Consider the following 18,226-nt stretch of genomic DNA (forward strand, 5'->3'; position numbering starts at 1 on the left):
ATTATTTACGCAGCCGATGCAGCTGGTACAGGAACACGGGCGCACCGATCAAGGCGGTGACCACGCCGACGGGCAGCTGCTGCGGCGCGATGATGGTGCGCGCCAGCGTATCGGCGAGCAGCAGGTAACTACCGCCGGCCAGCGCCGCCGCCGGGATCAGCAAGCGGTGGTCGGGACCGACCGCGAAGCGGCAGGCGTGCGGCACGATCAGGCCAACGAAGCCGATGCTGCCGGCGCTGGTGACGGCGCTGGCGGTCAACAGGCCGGAGGTGAAGAACAGGCCTTTGCGCAAGGCGCCGACGCGGATGCCCAAGGTGGCGGCGGCTTCCGCGTGCAGCGCCATGACGTTCATGGCGCGCGCGTTGCGCAGCGCGAAGAGCAGCGCACCGGCCAGCACCACCCACGGCATCCAGCGCAGGGGCGCCCCGGACAGGTCGCCGATCATCCAGAACACCATCGTGCGCAGGCGGCTCTCCGGCGCGATCGACAGCATCAGGGTGACCAGCGCCATGCAGGCGGACGACAGGATCACGCCGGTCAGCAGCAGCAGGGCGGTGCCGCCTTCGGCCGCCGCGCCGCCGCGCAGGTCGCGCCGGGCCAGCATGTAGAGCATCATCGAGACCACCACCGCGCCGGCGAAGGCCGCCGCGTCGACCATCCACGCGGCGCACATGAACATCAGCGCGGCCAGCGCGCCAACCGAGGCGCCGGAGGATATGCCAAGGACATAAGGATCGGCCAGCGGGTTGCGCAACAGTGCCTGCATCATGACGCCGGCCAGCGACAGCGCCGCGCCGGTGACGAAGGCGGTGATGGCGCGGCTCAGGCGCAGGTCGAGCAGGGTGGCCGACAAGGTGGTGGTCTGGCCGTGCAGCAGATCGTTGACCGCTGCGGGAATGTCGGAAAGGGGAATCGCGACCGAACCGGTCATGCCCGAGAAAACCAGGCTGGCAAACGCGAACAGGGCCAGGCCGGTCAGGGTGACGGCGGCGCGCTGCTGCAGATTGCGTGAGAAAGAATGCATGCACTACTTTCGGAGAGTGGGAAGCACTGGCAGATTACAGTATTACAAGCTTAAGCAAGGCTTAGCGATAACCCCGTAATCCGCCCCACGTGTTTTCGTGTCTATTTATAACCGTAGCGAATACCCGCAAACACCTTCGAACCCGGCGTGTTGTAGTACCGCGCCAGATCGTACTGCTTGTCGCCGATGTTGTTCCAGCGGACCAGCGCCGACCAGTCGCGCGAGAAGGCGTAGGTCGCGTACAGGTTCACCAGACCGTAGCCGCCCAGGCGATTGCTGTTGGCCGCGTCGTCATAACGGTTGCCCGACACTTCCAGCTCAACGCCGGCCTTCAGCGCGCCGATGCCATAGTCGGCGGTCACGTTGCCGTGCTTTTTGGAGCGGCGCTGCAGGCGCTTGCCCGTCGTCTCATCCTTCGGGTCCTGCAGATCGAGGTTGGCGGCGAGGTTGATGCCGGCCAGCTTGGTGGCGGCCGACAACGTGATCCCCTCCAGCGTCGCGCGATTGACGTTGTAAGCGCAGCCGCTTGGATAGCCGGCGCGGCCGAACGGGCATGGGTTGATGTTGACGAGCATGTCCGTCAGGCGGTTGCGATAGTAGCCGGCGCTCAGCGCGTTCACGCCGTCGTCGTAGCGCAGGCCCATTTCGGCGTTGCGGCCTTTCTCCGGTTTGTTGTTTGGATTGCCATACTCCGGGAAGTACAACTCGTTATAGGTCGGCGCGCGGAAGCTGGTGCCGTAGCTGGCGGTGGCGCGCAGCGCCTGCGTGATGTTGTAGCCGTAGCCGAGCGAGCCGGTATTCTGCGAGCCGTAGACCGTGTTGTCGCGGCGGACGCTCGCGCTCAGAAGATTGGCGCCGCGACGGGCGTTGTACGAGGCGGCGAACGAATTGGTATCGCGCTGGCGGTTCAGCACACCGTTGGAGCCATTGCTTTGTACCTTCTCTTCGCGGTGCTCGTACAGCAGTTGCAGCATATCGGCGCCGATCTGGACGTCGTTCTGCCACGTGATGAAGCTTTGCTTGGTCTTGATGCGCGCATAGCCGGCGGCGGTGGCATTGGTGTAGTTTTCGCCTTTGTCCTTGGTCTCCGAGTATTGCAGCAGGCTGTCCCAGACCGGCAGCAGTTGCGCCTTGGCGTAGACGCTGGCGGTGTCGATGACGTTCTTGCTGCGCACGTTGTAGGAGCCGGCACGCAGGGCGTCGTACTGCGAATCGAGTTTGCTATGCATGAACAGCGCGCCGGCCTCGTAGCCCTTGGCCAATTGCAGGCTGAATTGACCGGAGACGTTTTCCTTGTCGTAGCCGTCGTCGTCCGGGTTGTACGAGGTCAGGCCGGGGCGGGAAGTCGAAAAGCCGTCCGACTTTTCCTTGCCGGCGCTGACCGCATAGCCGAAGCTGTGTTCACCGCCGGTGGCGCCCGATACCGTCACGTCGGCTTCGCGCGTCTTGTCGCTGCCATAGCCGGCGAACGCCGTCACCGCCGGTGCGCCCTGGCCCTTTTTGGTGAAGATCTGGATCACGCCGCCGATGGCGTCGGCGCCATACAATGAGCTCAGCGAGCCATAGACGATTTCGATATGGTCGATCGCGGTCAGCGGGATGGCGCTCCAGTTGGCGGCGCCGGTGGTGGACGAGCCGATACGCACGCCGTCGACCAGCACAATGCTTTGATTGCTGTTGGCGCCACGGATGTAGACGTTCGACGAGCTGCCCGCGCCGCCGTTGCGCGTCACTTCGATGCCGCGCTGGCGCTTGAGCAGGTCGACCACGGAGCCGGCGCCGGCTTCGGCGATTTGTTCGGCCTTGATGGTCACGGTGTCGCTGATGATGTCGGCCAGCGGTTGCGGCGTGCGCGTGGCGGTCACCACGACGGTGTCGGCGGGCGCCTCGTCGGCGTAGGCGCCGGTGTACGTGAAGGCGGCGGCCATTGCCAATGCCAGCGAGGTCAGTGCCGCCGGGCGGGAGGTAGTAAAGGACATGATTTATTTTTCTGTTAGAAGCAACCGGCCTACTTCCCCGTGGGCCAGATTGAACGGAAGCGGAAAACCGAGAGCTGCGCGCGCACATCCCGTTCGCCCACTTCCACCTGCTTTGGCCGGTATCCGGGCTGGCAAGTTAGACCATCTCACCTTCCCATGCGGAGCACAGTGGTTGTCAGAGCTGGTTTGTCGCGCGTCGCGCGACACTTGCTTACCGTTGCGGGGGCAGCACACGTGGGCCGCAGGGCGGCTTCGTGTTTCCCGTTTAACTGCGCATCCGGACGGACGCGCGGGCACCAAAGCCGGTCATTATACGGGTTTGGTGGGAGACTTGATAACTAGTGAAAAATAAACCACTGAATTGCCCCTGGCTTTTTTGCTATCATTATCGCCACCTTGGCAGGTGGTTCACCTGCCGTTGCTGGAGTCTCCATGTTCGACCCTCGTCTTGCCCCGCCATCCGCGCCGGTGGTTTTGCGCCCCATGGTCAATCCGCGTCCGGTGGTGACCGTGGTGCCGCTTTTCGACGGCCACCAGTGCGTCATCGTCGATAACTTCATGACGGAACCGGAGACGATGGTGGAATACGCCGCGCTCCAGCGCAGTGAGTTCGTCGACTCTGCCGGTAATTACTATCCCGGACCGGAATTGACGTTGACCGGACGTTTCGTCGCCAGCGTGCAGGAGGCGTTTCTGCTGCATGCGCGCGCGCCGCTCAAGGCGCGCCGGGTGCTCGGCATCACCAGCCGCCTGTCGCTGGTGACGCGGCGTCCGGAGCAGCTGTTGCAGGGCCAGCGCATACCGCACCGCGACTCCTACAATCTGGACGACATGGAGGGTGTCGGAGCGATGGTGCTGTATCTGTTTAAAGACGAGCGGCTAGGCGGCACCAATTTTTTCAAACCCAAGGTTCCGCTACAGGAGATCGACGCAATGCTGCGCGAGTTGAAGCGCAAGGACATGGCGGGGGAGTCGCGGGTGCCGACCGCGCCGGCGACATTTGCGATTGCATCGGACGAGCATTTTGAGAAGGTGCTGACCGTTGCGCCCAAGTTCAACCGGGCGATCTTCTACAACGGAGAGTTGTTCCACTCGGGGCACATCACGGCGCCGGAGCTGATGGTCGACGATCCGACGGTCGGCAGATTAACGGTCAACGCGTTCTTCAAGCTGCGCATGGCCGCGACCTAGGATCAGCGTGGAACCGTAGGCGATATGGTGCGGCGTCCGGGCCGCCTGCAGGGCCATCTCGTGCTGCGCCAGGCCGGCGTCGCAGGCCGATAGCAGCCGCATGGCGCCCGCGTGGCAGATAACGATCGCCTCGCCGTCGGCGCCGAGCTGGCGCTGGAGGTCGGCGTGGAAGGCCGCGATCCGCGCCGCCATCCGCAATACGCTCTCGCCGCCGCCCGGTTGGTAGTTGACCAGATCGGCGGCCCAGGCGTCGACGTCGGCGCGCGGAATGTCATCCCAGCGGCGCATCTCCCAGCCGCCAAAGTGCATTTCCACCAGTCGGGCGTCGAAGATCGGATCATTCGACAGACGCTCCGCAAGTCCGGCACAGCGGCGCAATGGACTGGAATAGACCGGCAAACCCGCCGGCAGTTGCGGCGCCAGCGCGGCGAGCGTGCGTTCGAGCTCCTCGGGAGCGACTTCCAGATCGGTGCTGCCATAACAGACGCCCGCCGTGACAAGCGGTTTGGGGTGGCGCACCAATATCAGTCGCATGGCTTAGAAAAACTCAAACTGCGCGCTGGTGTGAAGACCCGCGAGCACGCACAGATAGAAGATCGCTTCGGTCACCTGCTGCACCGCGCCCAGGCAATCGCCCGTGTAGCCGCCGATGCGACGCACGAACTTCCGCGCCAGCCAGATGGTCGCCGCCAGCGCGAAGGCGAGTCCGCTGATCAGCATTGTCCACGACAGCCAACCGAGATATATAAGCATCAGCGCCGGCAGCAGGGCTGTGACGGCGGCGATGGCGAATTCTTTGGTGCTCATTTTCTGCGCCATCGCCTTGGCCTTGCCCTCGGCGCGCGCATAGTCCAGCCGCCAGATCAGCGAGACCGCCATCAATCGCGACATCGGATGCGCCACCAGCAGGGCCGCCAGCACACCGAACGGCGGTATGCGGGTCAGGGTCGCGCACTTCAGCAGCAGAAGGCAGAAGATACCGATCGCACCATAGGCGCCGATGCGCGAATCCTTCATGATCTCCAACACACGTTCCTGTGTCATGCCGCCGCCGAAACCGTCGCACATGTCGGCAAAGCCGTCTTCATGGAAGGCGCCGGTGACGTAGATGCCGGCGGCGACCGACAGGATGACGGCGATCACCGGAGGGAAGAACTTGAAGGCGACTGCGTAGACTGCCCCGGTGATCAGCGCGACCACCACGCCAACCAGCGGGAAATAACGCGACGCCTGATTGAGCCAGGCGGGATCGAAGCCCACCCAGCGCGGGATCGGCAGGCGCGTAAAAAACTGCAGCGCGGTGAAGAACAGTCGGAGTTGGTGCACTGAGCCTGCCCCTTACTCGGACTTCTCGCTGACCTGGGCCGATTCGAACGTCGCCATCTGGTTCAGGAAGTTGACTGCCGCGTGCAGCAGCGGCAGCGCCAGCGCGCAGCCGGTGCCTTCGCCAAGCCGCAAGCCGAGATTGAGCAGCGGCTTGGCGTCCAGCGCGGCCAGCATCTCCCGATGGCCGTTTTCGTCTGAGCAGTGCGCGAAGACGCAGTAATCGAGGATGGCCGGCTGCAGGCGGGCGGCGACCAGCAGCGCGCTGGTGACGATGAAACCGTCGATCAGCAGCACCTTGCGCATTTCGGCCGCCTTCAACATGGCGCCCGCCATCATGGCGATTTCCAGTCCGCCGAAGGTGGCCAGCACGTCCAACGGTTCGGTGACGGCGTCGTGCCGGGCCACCGCCGCTTCGATCACGCGCTGTTTGTGCAGGATGCCGTCGGCCGAGAGTCCCGTGCCGGCGCCGACGCAATTTGCCACCGGGATGGCCGTCAGCTTGTGCATCAACGCGGCGGCGGCGGTGGTGTTGCCGATGCCCATTTCGCCAAAGCCGACCACATTGCCATGCGATTCGGCCGCCAAAACCATGCCGGCGGCCAGCGCCGCCTCGCAGGTGGCGTGGGTCATCGCCGGTTCCTGGGCGAAGTTGTGGGTGCCGTTGGCGAGCTTGCGGTCGGTCAGGCCGTCGCGCGGGCCGAAGTTGTGATTGACGCCGGCGTCGATGACGCGCAGGTCGCAATTATTCTGCGCCGCGAAGATATTGATGGCAGCGCCGCCGGCCAGAAAATTCTCCACCATTTGCCACGTTACGTCCTGCGGGTAGGCGGAAATGCCTTCGGCGACGATGCCGTGATCGGCGGCGAAAACCAGAATGGCCGGCTGCGTCAGCGCGACTTCGCGGGTGTTCTGTATAAGGCCGATCTGTTTGGCCAGTGATTCCAGCACCCCCAGACTGCCCAGTGGTTTGGTCTTGTTGTTAATAGCTTTGTCGAGCAGTGCGCCCAGCGCATCGTTATGAATAGGGGAGATTGTTGGAAGAATGAACATGGCCTGCTTAGCGATCGATGAATTTGTTATTTTACCCTTGTCAGCAGCGGCGGCCCTTGCTATAGTTCGCCCCCTCGCAGAACGACGCACACAAAACAGCGTGTTGCAGAATGAAGCGGGGAAAAATGAAGTGCTTGACGAGATGTTCGAAACGCTTCATAATCTTGCCTCTTCGCTGATGAACACAACGCTTCTTCAGCAGGCAGCAAGCAGTACCGAATTGTAGTTCTTTAAAAATTAACAGTCGATAAGTGTGGACGTTTGATGAAAGTGCACATGCGACCTTCGGGTTGCATGAAACTTAAAATATCAAATGTTCACAAGAAGTAATGAAATAGGCGCTACGCAAGTAGTGGCCTGTCAGTATTTTGAGTGAGCGACCTCTTAGCAATAAGAGTGCCGGTAAAACGGCAAAAGTAACAGAGATTAAACTGAAGAGTTTGATCCTGGCTCAGATTGAACGCTGGCGGCATGCCTTACACATGCAAGTCGAACGGCAGCGCGGGGCAACCTGGCGGCGAGTGGCGAACGGGTGAGTAATATATCGGAACGTACCCTGGAGTGGGGGATAACGTAGCGAAAGTTACGCTAATACCGCATACGATCTAAGGATGAAAGTGGGGGATCGCAAGACCTCATGCTCCTGGAGCGGCCGATATCTGATTAGCTAGTTGGTAGGGTAAAAGCCTACCAAGGCATCGATCAGTAGCTGGTCTGAGAGGACGACCAGCCACACTGGAACTGAGACACGGTCCAGACTCCTACGGGAGGCAGCAGTGGGGAATTTTGGACAATGGGCGCAAGCCTGATCCAGCAATGCCGCGTGAGTGAAGAAGGCCTTCGGGTTGTAAAGCTCTTTTGTCAGGGAAGAAACGGGTCTTTCTAATACAGAGATCTAATGACGGTACCTGAAGAATAAGCACCGGCTAACTACGTGCCAGCAGCCGCGGTAATACGTAGGGTGCAAGCGTTAATCGGAATTACTGGGCGTAAAGCGTGCGCAGGCGGTTTTGTAAGTCTGTTGTGAAATCCCCGGGCTCAACCTGGGAATGGCAATGGAGACTGCAAGGCTAGAGTTTGGCAGAGGGGGGTAGAATTCCACGTGTAGCAGTGAAATGCGTAGATATGTGGAGGAACACCGATGGCGAAGGCAGCCCCCTGGGTCAAAACTGACGCTCATGCACGAAAGCGTGGGGAGCAAACAGGATTAGATACCCTGGTAGTCCACGCCCTAAACGATGTCTACTAGTTGTCGGGTCTTAATTGACTTGGTAACGCAGCTAACGCGTGAAGTAGACCGCCTGGGGAGTACGGTCGCAAGATTAAAACTCAAAGGAATTGACGGGGACCCGCACAAGCGGTGGATGATGTGGATTAATTCGATGCAACGCGAAAAACCTTACCTACCCTTGACATGGATGGAATCCCGGAGAGATTTGGGAGTGCTCGAAAGAGAACCATCACACAGGTGCTGCATGGCTGTCGTCAGCTCGTGTCGTGAGATGTTGGGTTAAGTCCCGCAACGAGCGCAACCCTTGTCATTAGTTGCTACGAAAGGGCACTCTAATGAGACTGCCGGTGACAAACCGGAGGAAGGTGGGGATGACGTCAAGTCCTCATGGCCCTTATGGGTAGGGCTTCACACGTCATACAATGGTACATACAGAGCGCCGCCAACCCGCGAGGGGGAGCTAATCGCAGAAAGTGTATCGTAGTCCGGATTGTAGTCTGCAACTCGACTGCATGAAGTTGGAATCGCTAGTAATCGCGGATCAGCATGTCGCGGTGAATACGTTCCCGGGTCTTGTACACACCGCCCGTCACACCATGGGAGCGGGTTTTACCAGAAGTAGGTAGCTTAACCGTAAGGAGGGCGCTTACCACGGTAGGATTCGTGACTGGGGTGAAGTCGTAACAAGGTAGCCGTATCGGAAGGTGCGGCTGGATCACCTCCTTTCTAGAGTGGCACTCTTCATTAAGCGTTCACACTTATCGACTGTCAATATAAAGAACAGCATTTGGGGCTGTAGCTCAGCTGGTTAGAGCACCGTGTTGATAACGCGGGGGTCGTTGGTTCGAGTCCAACCAGCCCTACCAGTTTTACCCTAGTATTAAATCTCAGGGGGATTAGCTCAGCTGGGAGAGCACCTGCTTTGCAAGCAGGGGGTCGTCGGTTCGATCCCGTCATCCTCCACCAAGAGTTCAAATGTAAGCCACAAGGTTTAGATTTGATCTTTTAGAGATCAAGTGCTGTACGTTCTTTAACAATCTGGAAGAAGTAAGTAAATTTTTATTGATCGCGACACCGACAGGTGGCGCGATGGGTAATGATTGTATGTATCAACAAACGCAACAACGTAGTACTTCTTATTCCTATAAACGCTCCTTGTAGACGCGCGGTCAGCGGCGCAGGGGCTAACGTTATAGGGACAAGTGAATAAGTGCACATGGTGGATGCCTTGGCGATTACAGGCGATGAAGGACGTAGTAGCTTGCGATAAGCTGCGGGGAGCTAGCAAACAAGCTTTGATCCGCAGATTTCCGAATGGGGAAACCCGGCCTTTTAGGTCATTGCATACTGAATACATAGGTATGCAAAGCGAACGCGGCGAACTGAAACATCTAAGTAGCTGCAGGAAAATAAATCAACCGAGATTCCCAAAGTAGTGGCGAGCGAAATGGGAAGAGCCTGCACGTTTTAGCATGACGCATAACAGAATCCTCTGGAAATAGGAGCCATAGCGGGTGATAGCCCCGTATGTGAAATGCGATGTGTGGAACTAAGCGTGCGACAAGTAGGGCGGGACACGAGAAATCCTGTCTGAATATGGGGGGACCATCCTCCAAGGCTAAATACTCGTAATCGACCGATAGTGAACCAGTACCGTGAGGGAAAGGCGAAAAGAACCCCGGGAGGGGAGTGAAATAGATCCTGAAACCGTGTGCATACAAACAGTAGGAGCGGACTTGTTCCGTGACTGCGTACCTTTTGTATAATGGGTCAGCGACTTACATTCAGTGGCAAGGTTAACCATATAGGGAAGCCGTAGAGAAATCGAGTCCGAACAGGGCGATAGTCGCTGGGTGTAGACCCGAAACCAAGTGATCTACTCATGGCCAGGATGAAGGTGCGGTAACACGCACTGGAGGTCCGAACCCACTAATGTTGAAAAATTAGGGGATGAGCTGTGGGTAGGGGTGAAAGGCTAAACAAACTTGGAAATAGCTGGTTCTCTCCGAAAACTATTTAGGTAGTGCCTCAAGTATCACCATCGGGGGTAGAGCACTGTTATGGCTAGGGGGTCATCGCGACTTACCAAACCATTGCAAACTCCGAATACCGATGAGTGCGAGCTTGGGAGACAGACGTCGGGTGCTAACGTCCGGCGTCAAGAGGGAAACAACCCAGACCGCCAGCTAAGGTCCCAAAGATTGGCTAAGTGGAAAACGAAGTGGGAAGGCTAAAACAGTCAGGATGTTGGCTTAGAAGCAGCCATCATTTAAAGAAAGCGTAATAGCTCACTGATCGAGTCGTCCTGCGCGGAAGATGTAACGGGGCTAAGCCAGTCACCGAAGCTGCGGATATGCGTAAGCATATGGTAGGAGAGCGTTCTGTAAGCCTGCGAAGGTGTCTTGTAAAGGATGCTGGAGGTATCAGAAGTGCGAATGCTGACATGAGTAGCGATAATGGGGGTGAAAAGCCCCCACGCCGTAAGCCCAAGGTTTCCTGTTCAACGTTCATCGGAGCAGGGTGAGTCGGCCCCTAAGGCGAGGCAGAGATGCGTAGCTGATGGGAAGCAGGTTAATATTCCTGCACCGTCGTATGATGCGATGGGGGGACGGATCGCGGAAGGTTGTCTGCCTGTTGGAATAGGCAGTTTCTGGTTCATAGAAGGCGCTTAGGCAAATCCGGGCGCGTAATTCAAGGGACTGGGACGAGGAACTTAGGTTCTGAAGCAATCGGAAGTGGTTCCAAGAAAAGCCTCTAAGCTTCAGTCATACGAGACCGTACCGCAAACCGACACAGGTGGGCGAGATGAGTATTCTAAGGCGCTTGAGAGAACTCGGGAGAAGGAACTCGGCAAATTGGTACCGTAACTTCGGGAAAAGGTACGCCCTTGTAGCTTGGCTGATTTACTTCAGTAGGGTGAACGGGTTGCAATAAACTGGTGGCTGCGACTGTTTAATAAAAACACAGCACTCTGCAAACACGAAAGTGGACGTATAGGGTGTGACGCCTGCCCGGTGCTGGAAGATTAAATGATGGGGTGCAAGCTCTTGATTGAAGTCCCAGTAAACGGCGGCCGTAACTATAACGGTCCTAAGGTAGCGAAATTCCTTGTCGGGTAAGTTCCGACCTGCACGAATGGCGTAACGATGGCCACACTGTCTCCTCCCGAGACTCAGCGAAGTTGAAGTGTTTGTGATGATGCAATCTACCCGCGGCTAGACGGAAAGACCCCATGAACCTTTACTGTAGCTTTGCATTGGACTTTGAATCAATCTGTGTAGGATAGGTGGGAGGCTTTGAAGCGGGGACGCCAGTTCTCGTGGAGCCAACCTTGAAATACCACCCTGGTTCATTTGAGGTTCTAACCTTGGCCCGTTATCCGGGTCGGGGACAGTGCATGGTAGGCAGTTTGACTGGGGCGGTCTCCTCCTAAAGTGTAACGGAGGAGTTCGAAGGTACGCTAGGTACGGTCGGACATCGTGCTAATAGTGCAATGGCATAAGCGTGCTTAACTGCGAGACTGACAAGTCGAGCAGGTACGAAAGTAGGACATAGTGATCCGGTGGTTCTGTATGGAAGGGCCATCGCTCAACGGATAAAAGGTACTCTGGGGATAACAGGCTGATTCCTCCCAAGAGTTCATATCGACGGGGGAGTTTGGCACCTCGATGTCGGCTCATCACATCCTGGGGCTGTAGCCGGTCCCAAGGGTATGGCTGTTCGCCATTTAAAGTGGTACGTGAGCTGGGTTTAAAACGTCGTGAGACAGTTTGGTCCCTATCTGCCGTGGGCGTTGGAAATTTGAAGGGGGCTGCTCCTAGTACGAGAGGACCGGAGTGGACAGACCTCTGGTGTACCGGTTGTCACGCCAGTGGCATTGCCGGGTAGCTAAGTCTGGAAGAGATAACCGCTGAAAGCATCTAAGCGGGAAACTTGCCTTGAGATGAGATTTCCCAGAGCCTTGAGCTCTTTGAAGGGTCGTTCGAGACCAGGACGTTGATAGGTCAGGTGTGGAAGTGCAGTAATGCATTAAGCTAACTGATACTAATTGCCCGTACGGCTTGTCCCTATAACCTTAGCAGGTTATGGTTGAATAAGAAGTACGTTGAAACGTTCGTTGATACAACTTCATTACCCAGTATTGAGATACTGATTACTTACTACTTCCAGATTCAGGGCGACGCGAATGCGCGCAGCCCAGTACAAGTCAATGCCTGATGACCATAGCAAGTTGGTACCACCCCTTCCCATCCCGAACAGGACCGTGAAACAACTCTGCGCCGATGATAGTGCTGCAACCAGTGTGAAAGTAGGTTATCGTCAGGCTAGTTATATTAAAAAGCCCCACCAGCCAGAACGCGCTCAAGATCGCGTTCAGTGCCGGTGGGGCTTTTTTCCGTCTGGACGACGGCTGGCAACTTGCCAGCCGCATCAGAGTTTAAGCTTCGCGTTGCTTGTCCTGTCGGAGCCATGCCTTGGTATTTGTTGTCGGGATACCTCGTACGGCGTTGTAGGAGGTCGCTTTATCCCACGACATGCCGTCGCCGCTTGCAAACGCAAGCCGGTAGCGCATCATGCCGTCCCCCGGATGCCGGTCTAGTTCCGCGATTAACCCACCGACAGTCAATAACTCACGTCGAAAACGACGCCCTATGACCTCATCGACCACATCGGCGAACTCACTATAGGAGAGGGTATCGCTGGCGACATATATCACTTTGTTCACTATTCTGGGACGTTCGAGCAAAATCTCTGTCGTAAGTTTGCCAATATCTTCGGGTGTGGTGACGGTCACCTTCGTGTCCCACGATCCCAGTCCCCGCACGATACCTTCGTCGAAATCGACCAGCCCAAAAGCCGGCTCGAAAAGGAAGCTAGTAAACATCCCGGTCGATACAATCACCCATTCGGTCCGTACCTGCGCTCTCAACAAACTTCTTACATCGTATTGCTCGTCGAAGACTGGCTGGCCGCTACCCTTTCCTACGACATCGTAGTTCACACCAAACTGCCACGGGAAATACCTTGCAACGCCAGCCTGCAGTACCGCTTTGGTCAACCTGATTTGCGTGCCCGGCCCGGCGACGAAACCGGTGCAATTGATCACGGTGTGGAACCGGCTTAATAGCGCGATCAAATCCGCGTCCGCGCGGCCGACAAGATCGAAAGGAAGGAGCTGGACATTCGCAGCCCGCAAGTCCTTGTAATTCTGCGCCTGTTTCGGTGTGGGCGCTGCGACCGAGTTCGGCGACACCAGAACCGCAAGGGAACTTTCCGGCTTTCCTCGGCGTTGAATGAGCTGGCGTAAGACCGCCATGCCGAGTTCTCCAGCGCCGAGCACCAGCATATTATCGAGTTCAATGTAGTCGAGGTTGTCGTTCATGGCGAATCCTTATTAGGTACGGTGGTTGAAAAGTGGAAGTATAGGAATCGCCATCGACCGCCGTAAGCCGTGCCACCGGGCTTTGTGAATTGCTAAAAATGGGATAATCGATTTGTTTTAGCGAGAGGGGATTTATTTGGACAGGTTACGCACGATGCAAATTTTTTCACGCGTTGTCGAAGCGGGAACGTTTGCCGGGGCGGCGAAGACGTTGTCCATCCCCCGTTCAACGGTGAGCAGGGCGATTCAAGACTTGGAATCCATGTTAGGGGTCAGCTTATTGCAGCGCACGACCCGCAGCTTGCGCCTGACATCTAATGGCAGTTTTTATTACGATCACTGCGTGCAGATGCTGCGCGAAATCGAAAGCGTTGAGGCCGCGTTCTCCGACAGCGCGAACTTGCCACGTGGTCAGTTGCGCGTCGACATGACCTCATCATTCGCAAGGGCGGTCGTGCTGCCTTCCATCGACGTATTTCTGGATCGCTATCCAAACCTCGACTTGGTGCTTACCTTGGGTGACCGCACTGTGGACCTGATCCAAGAGGGCATCGATTGTGTCGTGCGCGCGGGCACACCGCAGTCGTCCGCTCTGCTTGTGGCCAGAAACATCGGAAGTTTCGAGTGGGTTACTTGCGCCTCGCCCCGCTACATTGAGCAATACGGCGTTCCGTCATCACTGACTAGTCTTGCGCAGCATAAGGTGGTCGAATTTCATTCCGGGCGTACCGGGCGGGCTATGGACTGGCGTTTCACAGCGGACGAAGGCGAGCAGGTAATCGGCATGCGCGGCAGACTTGCCGTGAACGACACAGATGCCTACATCAGTTGCGGACTGGAGGGGCTCGGACTGATACGCATCGCCAGCAACCTGGCCGCGCCCCACCTTGGGGCAGGCCGCCTGGTCCGGGTGCTTCCGGAGCAAAGCGGACCAGCCGTTCCCCTCTCGGTGCTCTACCCCCGCAACCGCCACCTTTCTCCTTCAGTCCGAGCTTTCGTCGACTGGATGGTCGTGCTAGCGCGCGATTCGACCCAAATCGGCCCATAGAAGCGGTCCCATGCCGCAGCGAAATGCCTGCGCCCCGACGTTTCTGCATTACAATATAGTCAATATTGGAGTGCAACCCTATGTCAGTGTTCGCGATGCGTACGGCGCGGTTTTGCTGCCTGCTTCTGCTGGCATTCTGTTCGCTCGTCCGTGCCGCGCCCCTCAGCCTGCGGTTCGAGCACTTGGGCGTCGAGCAGGGCCTGACCCAGGAGTCCGTCACGCGGGTAATCCAGGACCGCAAGGGATTCATCTGGATCGGCACGCAAGCCGGCCTGAACCGCTTCGACGGCTACCGCGTCACTGTCTTCAAGAACGACCCCGGCAATCCGCACAGCTTGCTCGACAACTATGTGCAGGCGCTTCACGAAGACACACACGGTCGCTTGTGGGTCGGCAGTAAAGGCGGTCTGGATCGTTACGATCCGTCCATAGGCGGCTTCGTCCACCAAGCCATCAAGCCCGGTCACATCGCCGTCACCAATATCATCGGCGACGGCAAGGACGGCTTGTGGCTGACCACTAGCGAGGGCCTGCAGCATCTGGATATCAATACTGGCCAGGTGCGCACGCTGCGGCATGCGCCGGCCGACCCGGACAGTATCTCCGATGACCACGTCAATGCGGTAGCGCGCGACCAGTCCGGCAATCTGTGGATCGGCACCGCCAGCGGGTTGGAAATGCTGCCTCAAGGCGCCGCCAAATTTCTTCATCTGACGCCCCAAACCGTTTCCACACCATCGAACAACATCACCTCGCTCTCGGTGGGGCCGGACGGGGTTGTGTGGGCTGGCGCCATGGCCGGCCTGCAGGCCTGGCGGGTCGACGGCGCCACGCCACGGCGCTTGCCGCCGGCGGTATCGCAGCCATTCGGCGATCTGCGTGTCAACGTCCTGATGCACGACAGCGACGGTATCCTGTGGGCCGGCACCCAGGCGGACGGCCTGAAACGGCGTGACCCGGCCACTGGCGAGTTCCATAGCTACCGTTGGGATAGCCTGAACCGCCACGGCATCGGCGACAACCAGATCACCGCGCTGTACCAGGACCGCACCGGCACGCTGTGGGTCGGCAACTGGTACACCGGTGCCGATTGGGTTGACCTCGACAGCGGTGGCTTCGAGCGCTACACGGAGTCGTCCGGGGTACTGCCCGGCGTAACCAACAGCAAGGTTCGCGCCATTGTCGGCGCCGGCGACAACAAACTCTGGCTCGGTTCCGGCGAGGGCCTGACCAGGCTGGACGTGACCAAGCGCACGATCGAGTCCTGGCACCGCGACGAGCGCGACTCTGGCACCCTGCCCGGCGACGTGGTCATCGCGCTGGCCACTGACCTCAAGGGCCGCTTGTGGGTGGGCACCTCCACCGGCCTGGCCCGCCGCGATCCGGTCACAGGCCGCTACACACGGGTGCCGTTCGACGCCGATCCGAACTCGCTGTCGATCCAGCGGCTGATGGTCGATCGGGCAGGCGTTATCTGGGCCGGCACGCGCAGCGGACTGCACCGCGTCGATCCGGACACCGACGCCGTCACCGTCTACCGGTCCGACCCGGACAATCCGGACAGCGTCGACGGCCGCGTCTACGCGTTGCTGGAGGACCGGCAGGGCATCCTGTGGATCGGCACGGAGAACGGCTTGAACCGCTTCGACCGCGCCACCGGTAAATTCCGCCACTACCGCCACGACCCGAACCGGCCGGACAGTCTGAGCCACAAAAGGGTGCCGTTCATTTTCGAAGATAGCAAAGGCGTGCTGTGGGTCGGCACTGCCGCCGGCCTGTGCAAGGCCCTGCCTCAGCCTGACGGCGATATCCGTTTCCGCTACTATCCGGGCCAGAACGGTGGCGTCGTCGATCCGATCGGCGGCATCCTGGAGGACGACAGCGGCCGGCTATGGATCAGCAGCACCGCCGGCATCGCGATGTTCAGTCCCGACAGCGGCTTTTTCAAGCAATACACGGCCAAGGACGGCCTGATCGACGGCTCGTACTTCATCGGCGCGGCACACAAGGGGACGGACGGCACGATGTACTTCGGCGGCCTGGCGGGCATGACGGCGTTCAAGCCGGCCGCCATTCATGACAACCCCCGCCTGCCGCAGATCGCCATCACCGACTTCTTCATCTTCAACGAATCGATTCTGAGCGACGTGCGGCGTCCCGACGTGCTGCCGAAGGGCCCGCTGGGCGAGGCCAAAACGCTGACGTTGAGCCACCGCGACGTCATGTTCTCGATCGAATTCGCCGCGCTGCATTTCGCCGATCCGCAGCGCAACCGCTATGCCTATCAGCTTGAGGGGTTCGATCCGCAATGGGTGACGACCGACGCCGGCAAGCGCTTCGCCACCTACACCAACCTCGACCCGGGCCACTACACATTCCGCGTGCGCGCCGCCAACAAGGACGGCGTCTGGAGCCCGGAGCCGGCGGTGCTCGAGCTGATCGTCACGCCGCCATTGTGGAAGATGTGGTGGTTCCGCGTGCTCATGGCCGGCCTGGCGGTGGGCGCGGCGTATTTGCTGTTCCGCATCCGCATCCGCATGCTGATGCGGCAGAAGCAGGCGCTCGAGGAGGAGGTCGGCAGCCGCACGCGCGAGCTGGTGCTGCAGAAGGAGTCAATCGAACGCCAGCGGCAGGAGGCCGAACTGCAGAAGGACAGCGTGGAGATGGCGCACCGGAATATCTCGCTGCTGTCCGATATCGGCCGGCGCATCACGGCCAATCTCGACAGCGAGGCCATCATGTCCATGCTCTACCAGCAAGTGCACGCGCTGATGGACGCGAGCGTGTTCGGCATCGGCATCTACCGGCCGGAGCAGGAGCTGATCGAATATCCGTTCGCGATGGAGAAGGGCAAGCGCTATACGCCGTACACGCGCAGCATGCTGGAGCCGAACCAGCTGGCGGTGTGGTGCATCAACCATGCCGAGGAAGTTTTCATCAACGACCTGGAAACCGAGTACGCCCACTACATCGCCAACTTGGCGCTGGTGTCCGGCGTCGACAATATGGGCACGCTTGAAGACGGCTCGCTGCCGACCGAGCCGCGCTCGCTGATCTATGTGCCGATTTCGGTCAGCGGCCAGGTGCGCGGCATCATCACCGTGCACAGCTACCGTGCGCACGCCTATCACCGCATCGATGTCGACATGCTGACCACGCTGGCCTCGTATGTCGCGGTGGCGTTCGCCAACGCGGACTCCTACCGGCAGTTGCAGGACACCCAACAGCAGCTGGTCGAACGGGAGAAACTGGCGGCGCTGGGCTCGCTGGTGGCGGGCGTCGCGCACGAGCTCAACACGCCAATCGGCAACAGCCTGGTGATCGCCAGTACGCTCGAGGACAAGACCACCGAGATCGAACTGCGCCAGAACGGCAACGTGCTGCGGCGCTCCGACCTGACGCAGTTCATCGACGCCGCGCGCGAAGCGTCGACCTTGCTGATGCGCAGCTTGCGCAATGCGGCCGAGCTGGTCAACAGTTTCAAGCAGGTGGCGGTTGATCAGGCCAGCGCCAAGCGGCGCCATTTCGACCTGCACCAGGCCAGCCAGGAAATCGTCACGACGATGAAGAACCAGATCCGCAAGGCGGGCCATCAGGTCGATCTGGAAATACCGGACGACATCGAGATGGACAGCTTCCCCGGGCCTTACGGCCAGGTCATCATCAACCTGATCAACAACGCCTTGCTGCACGCGTTCGACGGGCGCAGCGGCGGCGTGATACGGCTGTGGGCGGTGCGCTTGGGACCGGAGCGGGTGCGGATTGTGTTTCAGGATGACGGCGCGGGCATCGCCATCGAGCACCAGGCGCGCATTTTCGATCCGTTCTTCACCACCAAGCTGGGCCAGGGCGGCAACGGACTGGGACTGAGCATCACGTATAACATCGTGACGTCGCTGCTCGATGGCACCATCCGGGTCGACAGCGTGGTGGGAGTGGGGACGCGGTTCACGATCGACCTGCCGCTCAAGGCGAGCCTGACCGGGGATTGACC

The 18,226-nt window shown here is 59.1% G+C and carries 10 protein-coding genes, 2 tRNA genes, 3 rRNA genes and 1 riboswitch; of the genes, 9 read left to right on the forward strand and 6 right to left on the reverse strand.

What is annotated here, in order from left to right:
• Position 1 precedes the first annotated feature (1 nt).
• A complete protein-coding gene (locus ACZ0BA_RS26645; RefSeq protein WP_463454136.1) occupies positions 2-1,024 on the reverse strand; it encodes a FecCD family ABC transporter permease in 1,023 nt (340 codons plus the stop codon).
• 101 nt (positions 1,025-1,125) lie between these two features.
• Positions 1,126-3,003 carry a TonB-dependent receptor domain-containing protein gene (locus ACZ0BA_RS26650; RefSeq protein WP_463454137.1) on the reverse strand — a complete coding sequence of 626 codons (1,878 nt, stop codon included), beginning with the start codon at positions 3,001-3,003 and terminating at the stop codon, positions 1,126-1,128.
• Positions 3,004-3,100: 97 nt separating this feature from the next.
• A riboswitch (cobalamin riboswitch) is annotated at positions 3,101-3,319 on the reverse strand.
• Between the two features lie 116 nt (positions 3,320-3,435).
• Here ACZ0BA_RS26650 and ACZ0BA_RS26655 point away from each other — a divergent pair.
• Entirely contained in the window at positions 3,436-4,194 is a 759-nt protein-coding gene (locus tag ACZ0BA_RS26655; protein WP_463454138.1) for a DUF6445 family protein, read from the forward strand.
• Here the strand turns inward: ACZ0BA_RS26655 and ACZ0BA_RS26660 are convergent.
• The 3 genes from ACZ0BA_RS26660 to cobT are packed head-to-tail and all read right to left on the reverse strand — an operon-like array spanning position 4,150 to position 6,570.
• Positions 4,150-4,728, reverse strand: coding sequence for a histidine phosphatase family protein (locus ACZ0BA_RS26660; protein ID WP_463454139.1), 579 nt, complete (start codon positions 4,726-4,728; stop codon positions 4,150-4,152). The two genes, ACZ0BA_RS26655 and ACZ0BA_RS26660, sit on opposite strands and share 45 nt — an antisense overlap.
• A 3-nt stretch (positions 4,729-4,731) precedes the next feature.
• The gene (locus tag ACZ0BA_RS26665; protein ID WP_463454140.1) at positions 4,732-5,520 is read right to left on the reverse strand and encodes an adenosylcobinamide-GDP ribazoletransferase; all 789 of its coding nucleotides are present in this window, start codon (positions 5,518-5,520) and stop codon (positions 4,732-4,734) included.
• A 12-nt stretch (positions 5,521-5,532) separates the two neighbouring features.
• Positions 5,533-6,570 (reverse strand): nicotinate-nucleotide--dimethylbenzimidazole phosphoribosyltransferase, encoded by a 1,038-nt coding sequence (gene cobT, locus ACZ0BA_RS26670; RefSeq protein WP_463454141.1) that lies wholly within the window; start codon positions 6,568-6,570, stop codon positions 5,533-5,535.
• Between cobT and ACZ0BA_RS26675 the strand changes: the two genes are divergently transcribed.
• The 6 genes from ACZ0BA_RS26675 (at position 6,563) to rrf (ending at position 12,127) form a co-directional block, all read left to right on the forward strand.
• On the forward strand, positions 6,563-6,796 hold the full coding sequence (locus ACZ0BA_RS26675) for a hypothetical protein (RefSeq protein WP_463454142.1): 234 nt from the start codon (positions 6,563-6,565) through the stop codon (positions 6,794-6,796). The genes cobT and ACZ0BA_RS26675 overlap by 8 nt on opposite strands.
• Positions 6,797-6,998: 202 nt before the next feature.
• A 16S ribosomal RNA gene (locus ACZ0BA_RS26680) occupies positions 6,999-8,527 on the forward strand.
• 63 nt (positions 8,528-8,590) lie between these two features.
• Positions 8,591-8,667 (forward strand) — tRNA-Ile (locus ACZ0BA_RS26685).
• Between the two features lie 24 nt (positions 8,668-8,691).
• Positions 8,692-8,767 (forward strand) — tRNA-Ala (locus ACZ0BA_RS26690).
• 230 nt (positions 8,768-8,997) lie between these two features.
• Positions 8,998-11,870, forward strand: a 23S ribosomal RNA gene (locus tag ACZ0BA_RS26695).
• 144 nt (positions 11,871-12,014) lie between these two features.
• A 5S ribosomal RNA gene (gene rrf / locus ACZ0BA_RS26700) occupies positions 12,015-12,127 on the forward strand.
• The 16S, 23S and 5S rRNA genes sit together here with 2 tRNA genes alongside, the layout of an rRNA operon.
• 112 nt (positions 12,128-12,239) lie before the next feature.
• Here rrf and ACZ0BA_RS26705 read toward each other — a convergent pair.
• The gene (locus tag ACZ0BA_RS26705; RefSeq protein WP_463454143.1) at positions 12,240-13,184 is read right to left on the reverse strand and encodes an aromatic alcohol reductase; all 945 of its coding nucleotides are present in this window, start codon (positions 13,182-13,184) and stop codon (positions 12,240-12,242) included.
• Positions 13,185-13,338: 154 nt separating this feature from the next.
• On the opposite strand from ACZ0BA_RS26705, the gene ACZ0BA_RS26710 reads away from it, so the two are divergent.
• Complete coding sequence (locus ACZ0BA_RS26710; protein WP_463454144.1) at positions 13,339-14,232, forward strand: LysR family transcriptional regulator; 894 nt, start codon at positions 13,339-13,341, stop codon at positions 14,230-14,232.
• A gap of 80 nt (positions 14,233-14,312) precedes the next feature.
• The gene (locus tag ACZ0BA_RS26715; protein ID WP_463454145.1) at positions 14,313-18,224 is read left to right on the forward strand and encodes a two-component regulator propeller domain-containing protein; all 3,912 of its coding nucleotides are present in this window, start codon (positions 14,313-14,315) and stop codon (positions 18,222-18,224) included.
• Positions 18,225-18,226 lie beyond the last annotated feature (2 nt).

This window comes from Duganella sp. AC917 (assembly GCF_979258245.1).

What these genes read in the sequence shown, in the direction of transcription:
- ACZ0BA_RS26650 (WP_463454137.1), bottom strand. Translation starts at nt 3,003, where the DNA reads ATGTCCTTTACTACCTCCCGCCCGGCGGCACTGACCTCGCTGGCATTG.
- ACZ0BA_RS26655 (WP_463454138.1), top strand. Translation starts at nt 3,436, where the DNA reads ATGTTCGACCCTCGTCTTGCCCCGCCATCCGCGCCGGTGGTTTTGCGC.
- ACZ0BA_RS26675 (WP_463454142.1), top strand. Translation starts at nt 6,563, where the DNA reads ATGAACATGGCCTGCTTAGCGATCGATGAATTTGTTATTTTACCCTTG.
- ACZ0BA_RS26705 (WP_463454143.1), bottom strand. Translation starts at nt 13,184, where the DNA reads ATGAACGACAACCTCGACTACATTGAACTCGATAATATGCTGGTGCTC.
- ACZ0BA_RS26645 (WP_463454136.1), bottom strand. Translation starts at nt 1,024, where the DNA reads ATGCATTCTTTCTCACGCAATCTGCAGCAGCGCGCCGCCGTCACCCTG.
- ACZ0BA_RS26715 (WP_463454145.1), top strand. Translation starts at nt 14,313, where the DNA reads ATGTCAGTGTTCGCGATGCGTACGGCGCGGTTTTGCTGCCTGCTTCTG.
- ACZ0BA_RS26710 (WP_463454144.1), top strand. Translation starts at nt 13,339, where the DNA reads ATGCAAATTTTTTCACGCGTTGTCGAAGCGGGAACGTTTGCCGGGGCG.
- ACZ0BA_RS26660 (WP_463454139.1), bottom strand. Translation starts at nt 4,728, where the DNA reads ATGCGACTGATATTGGTGCGCCACCCCAAACCGCTTGTCACGGCGGGC.
- cobT (WP_463454141.1), bottom strand. Translation starts at nt 6,570, where the DNA reads ATGTTCATTCTTCCAACAATCTCCCCTATTCATAACGATGCGCTGGGC.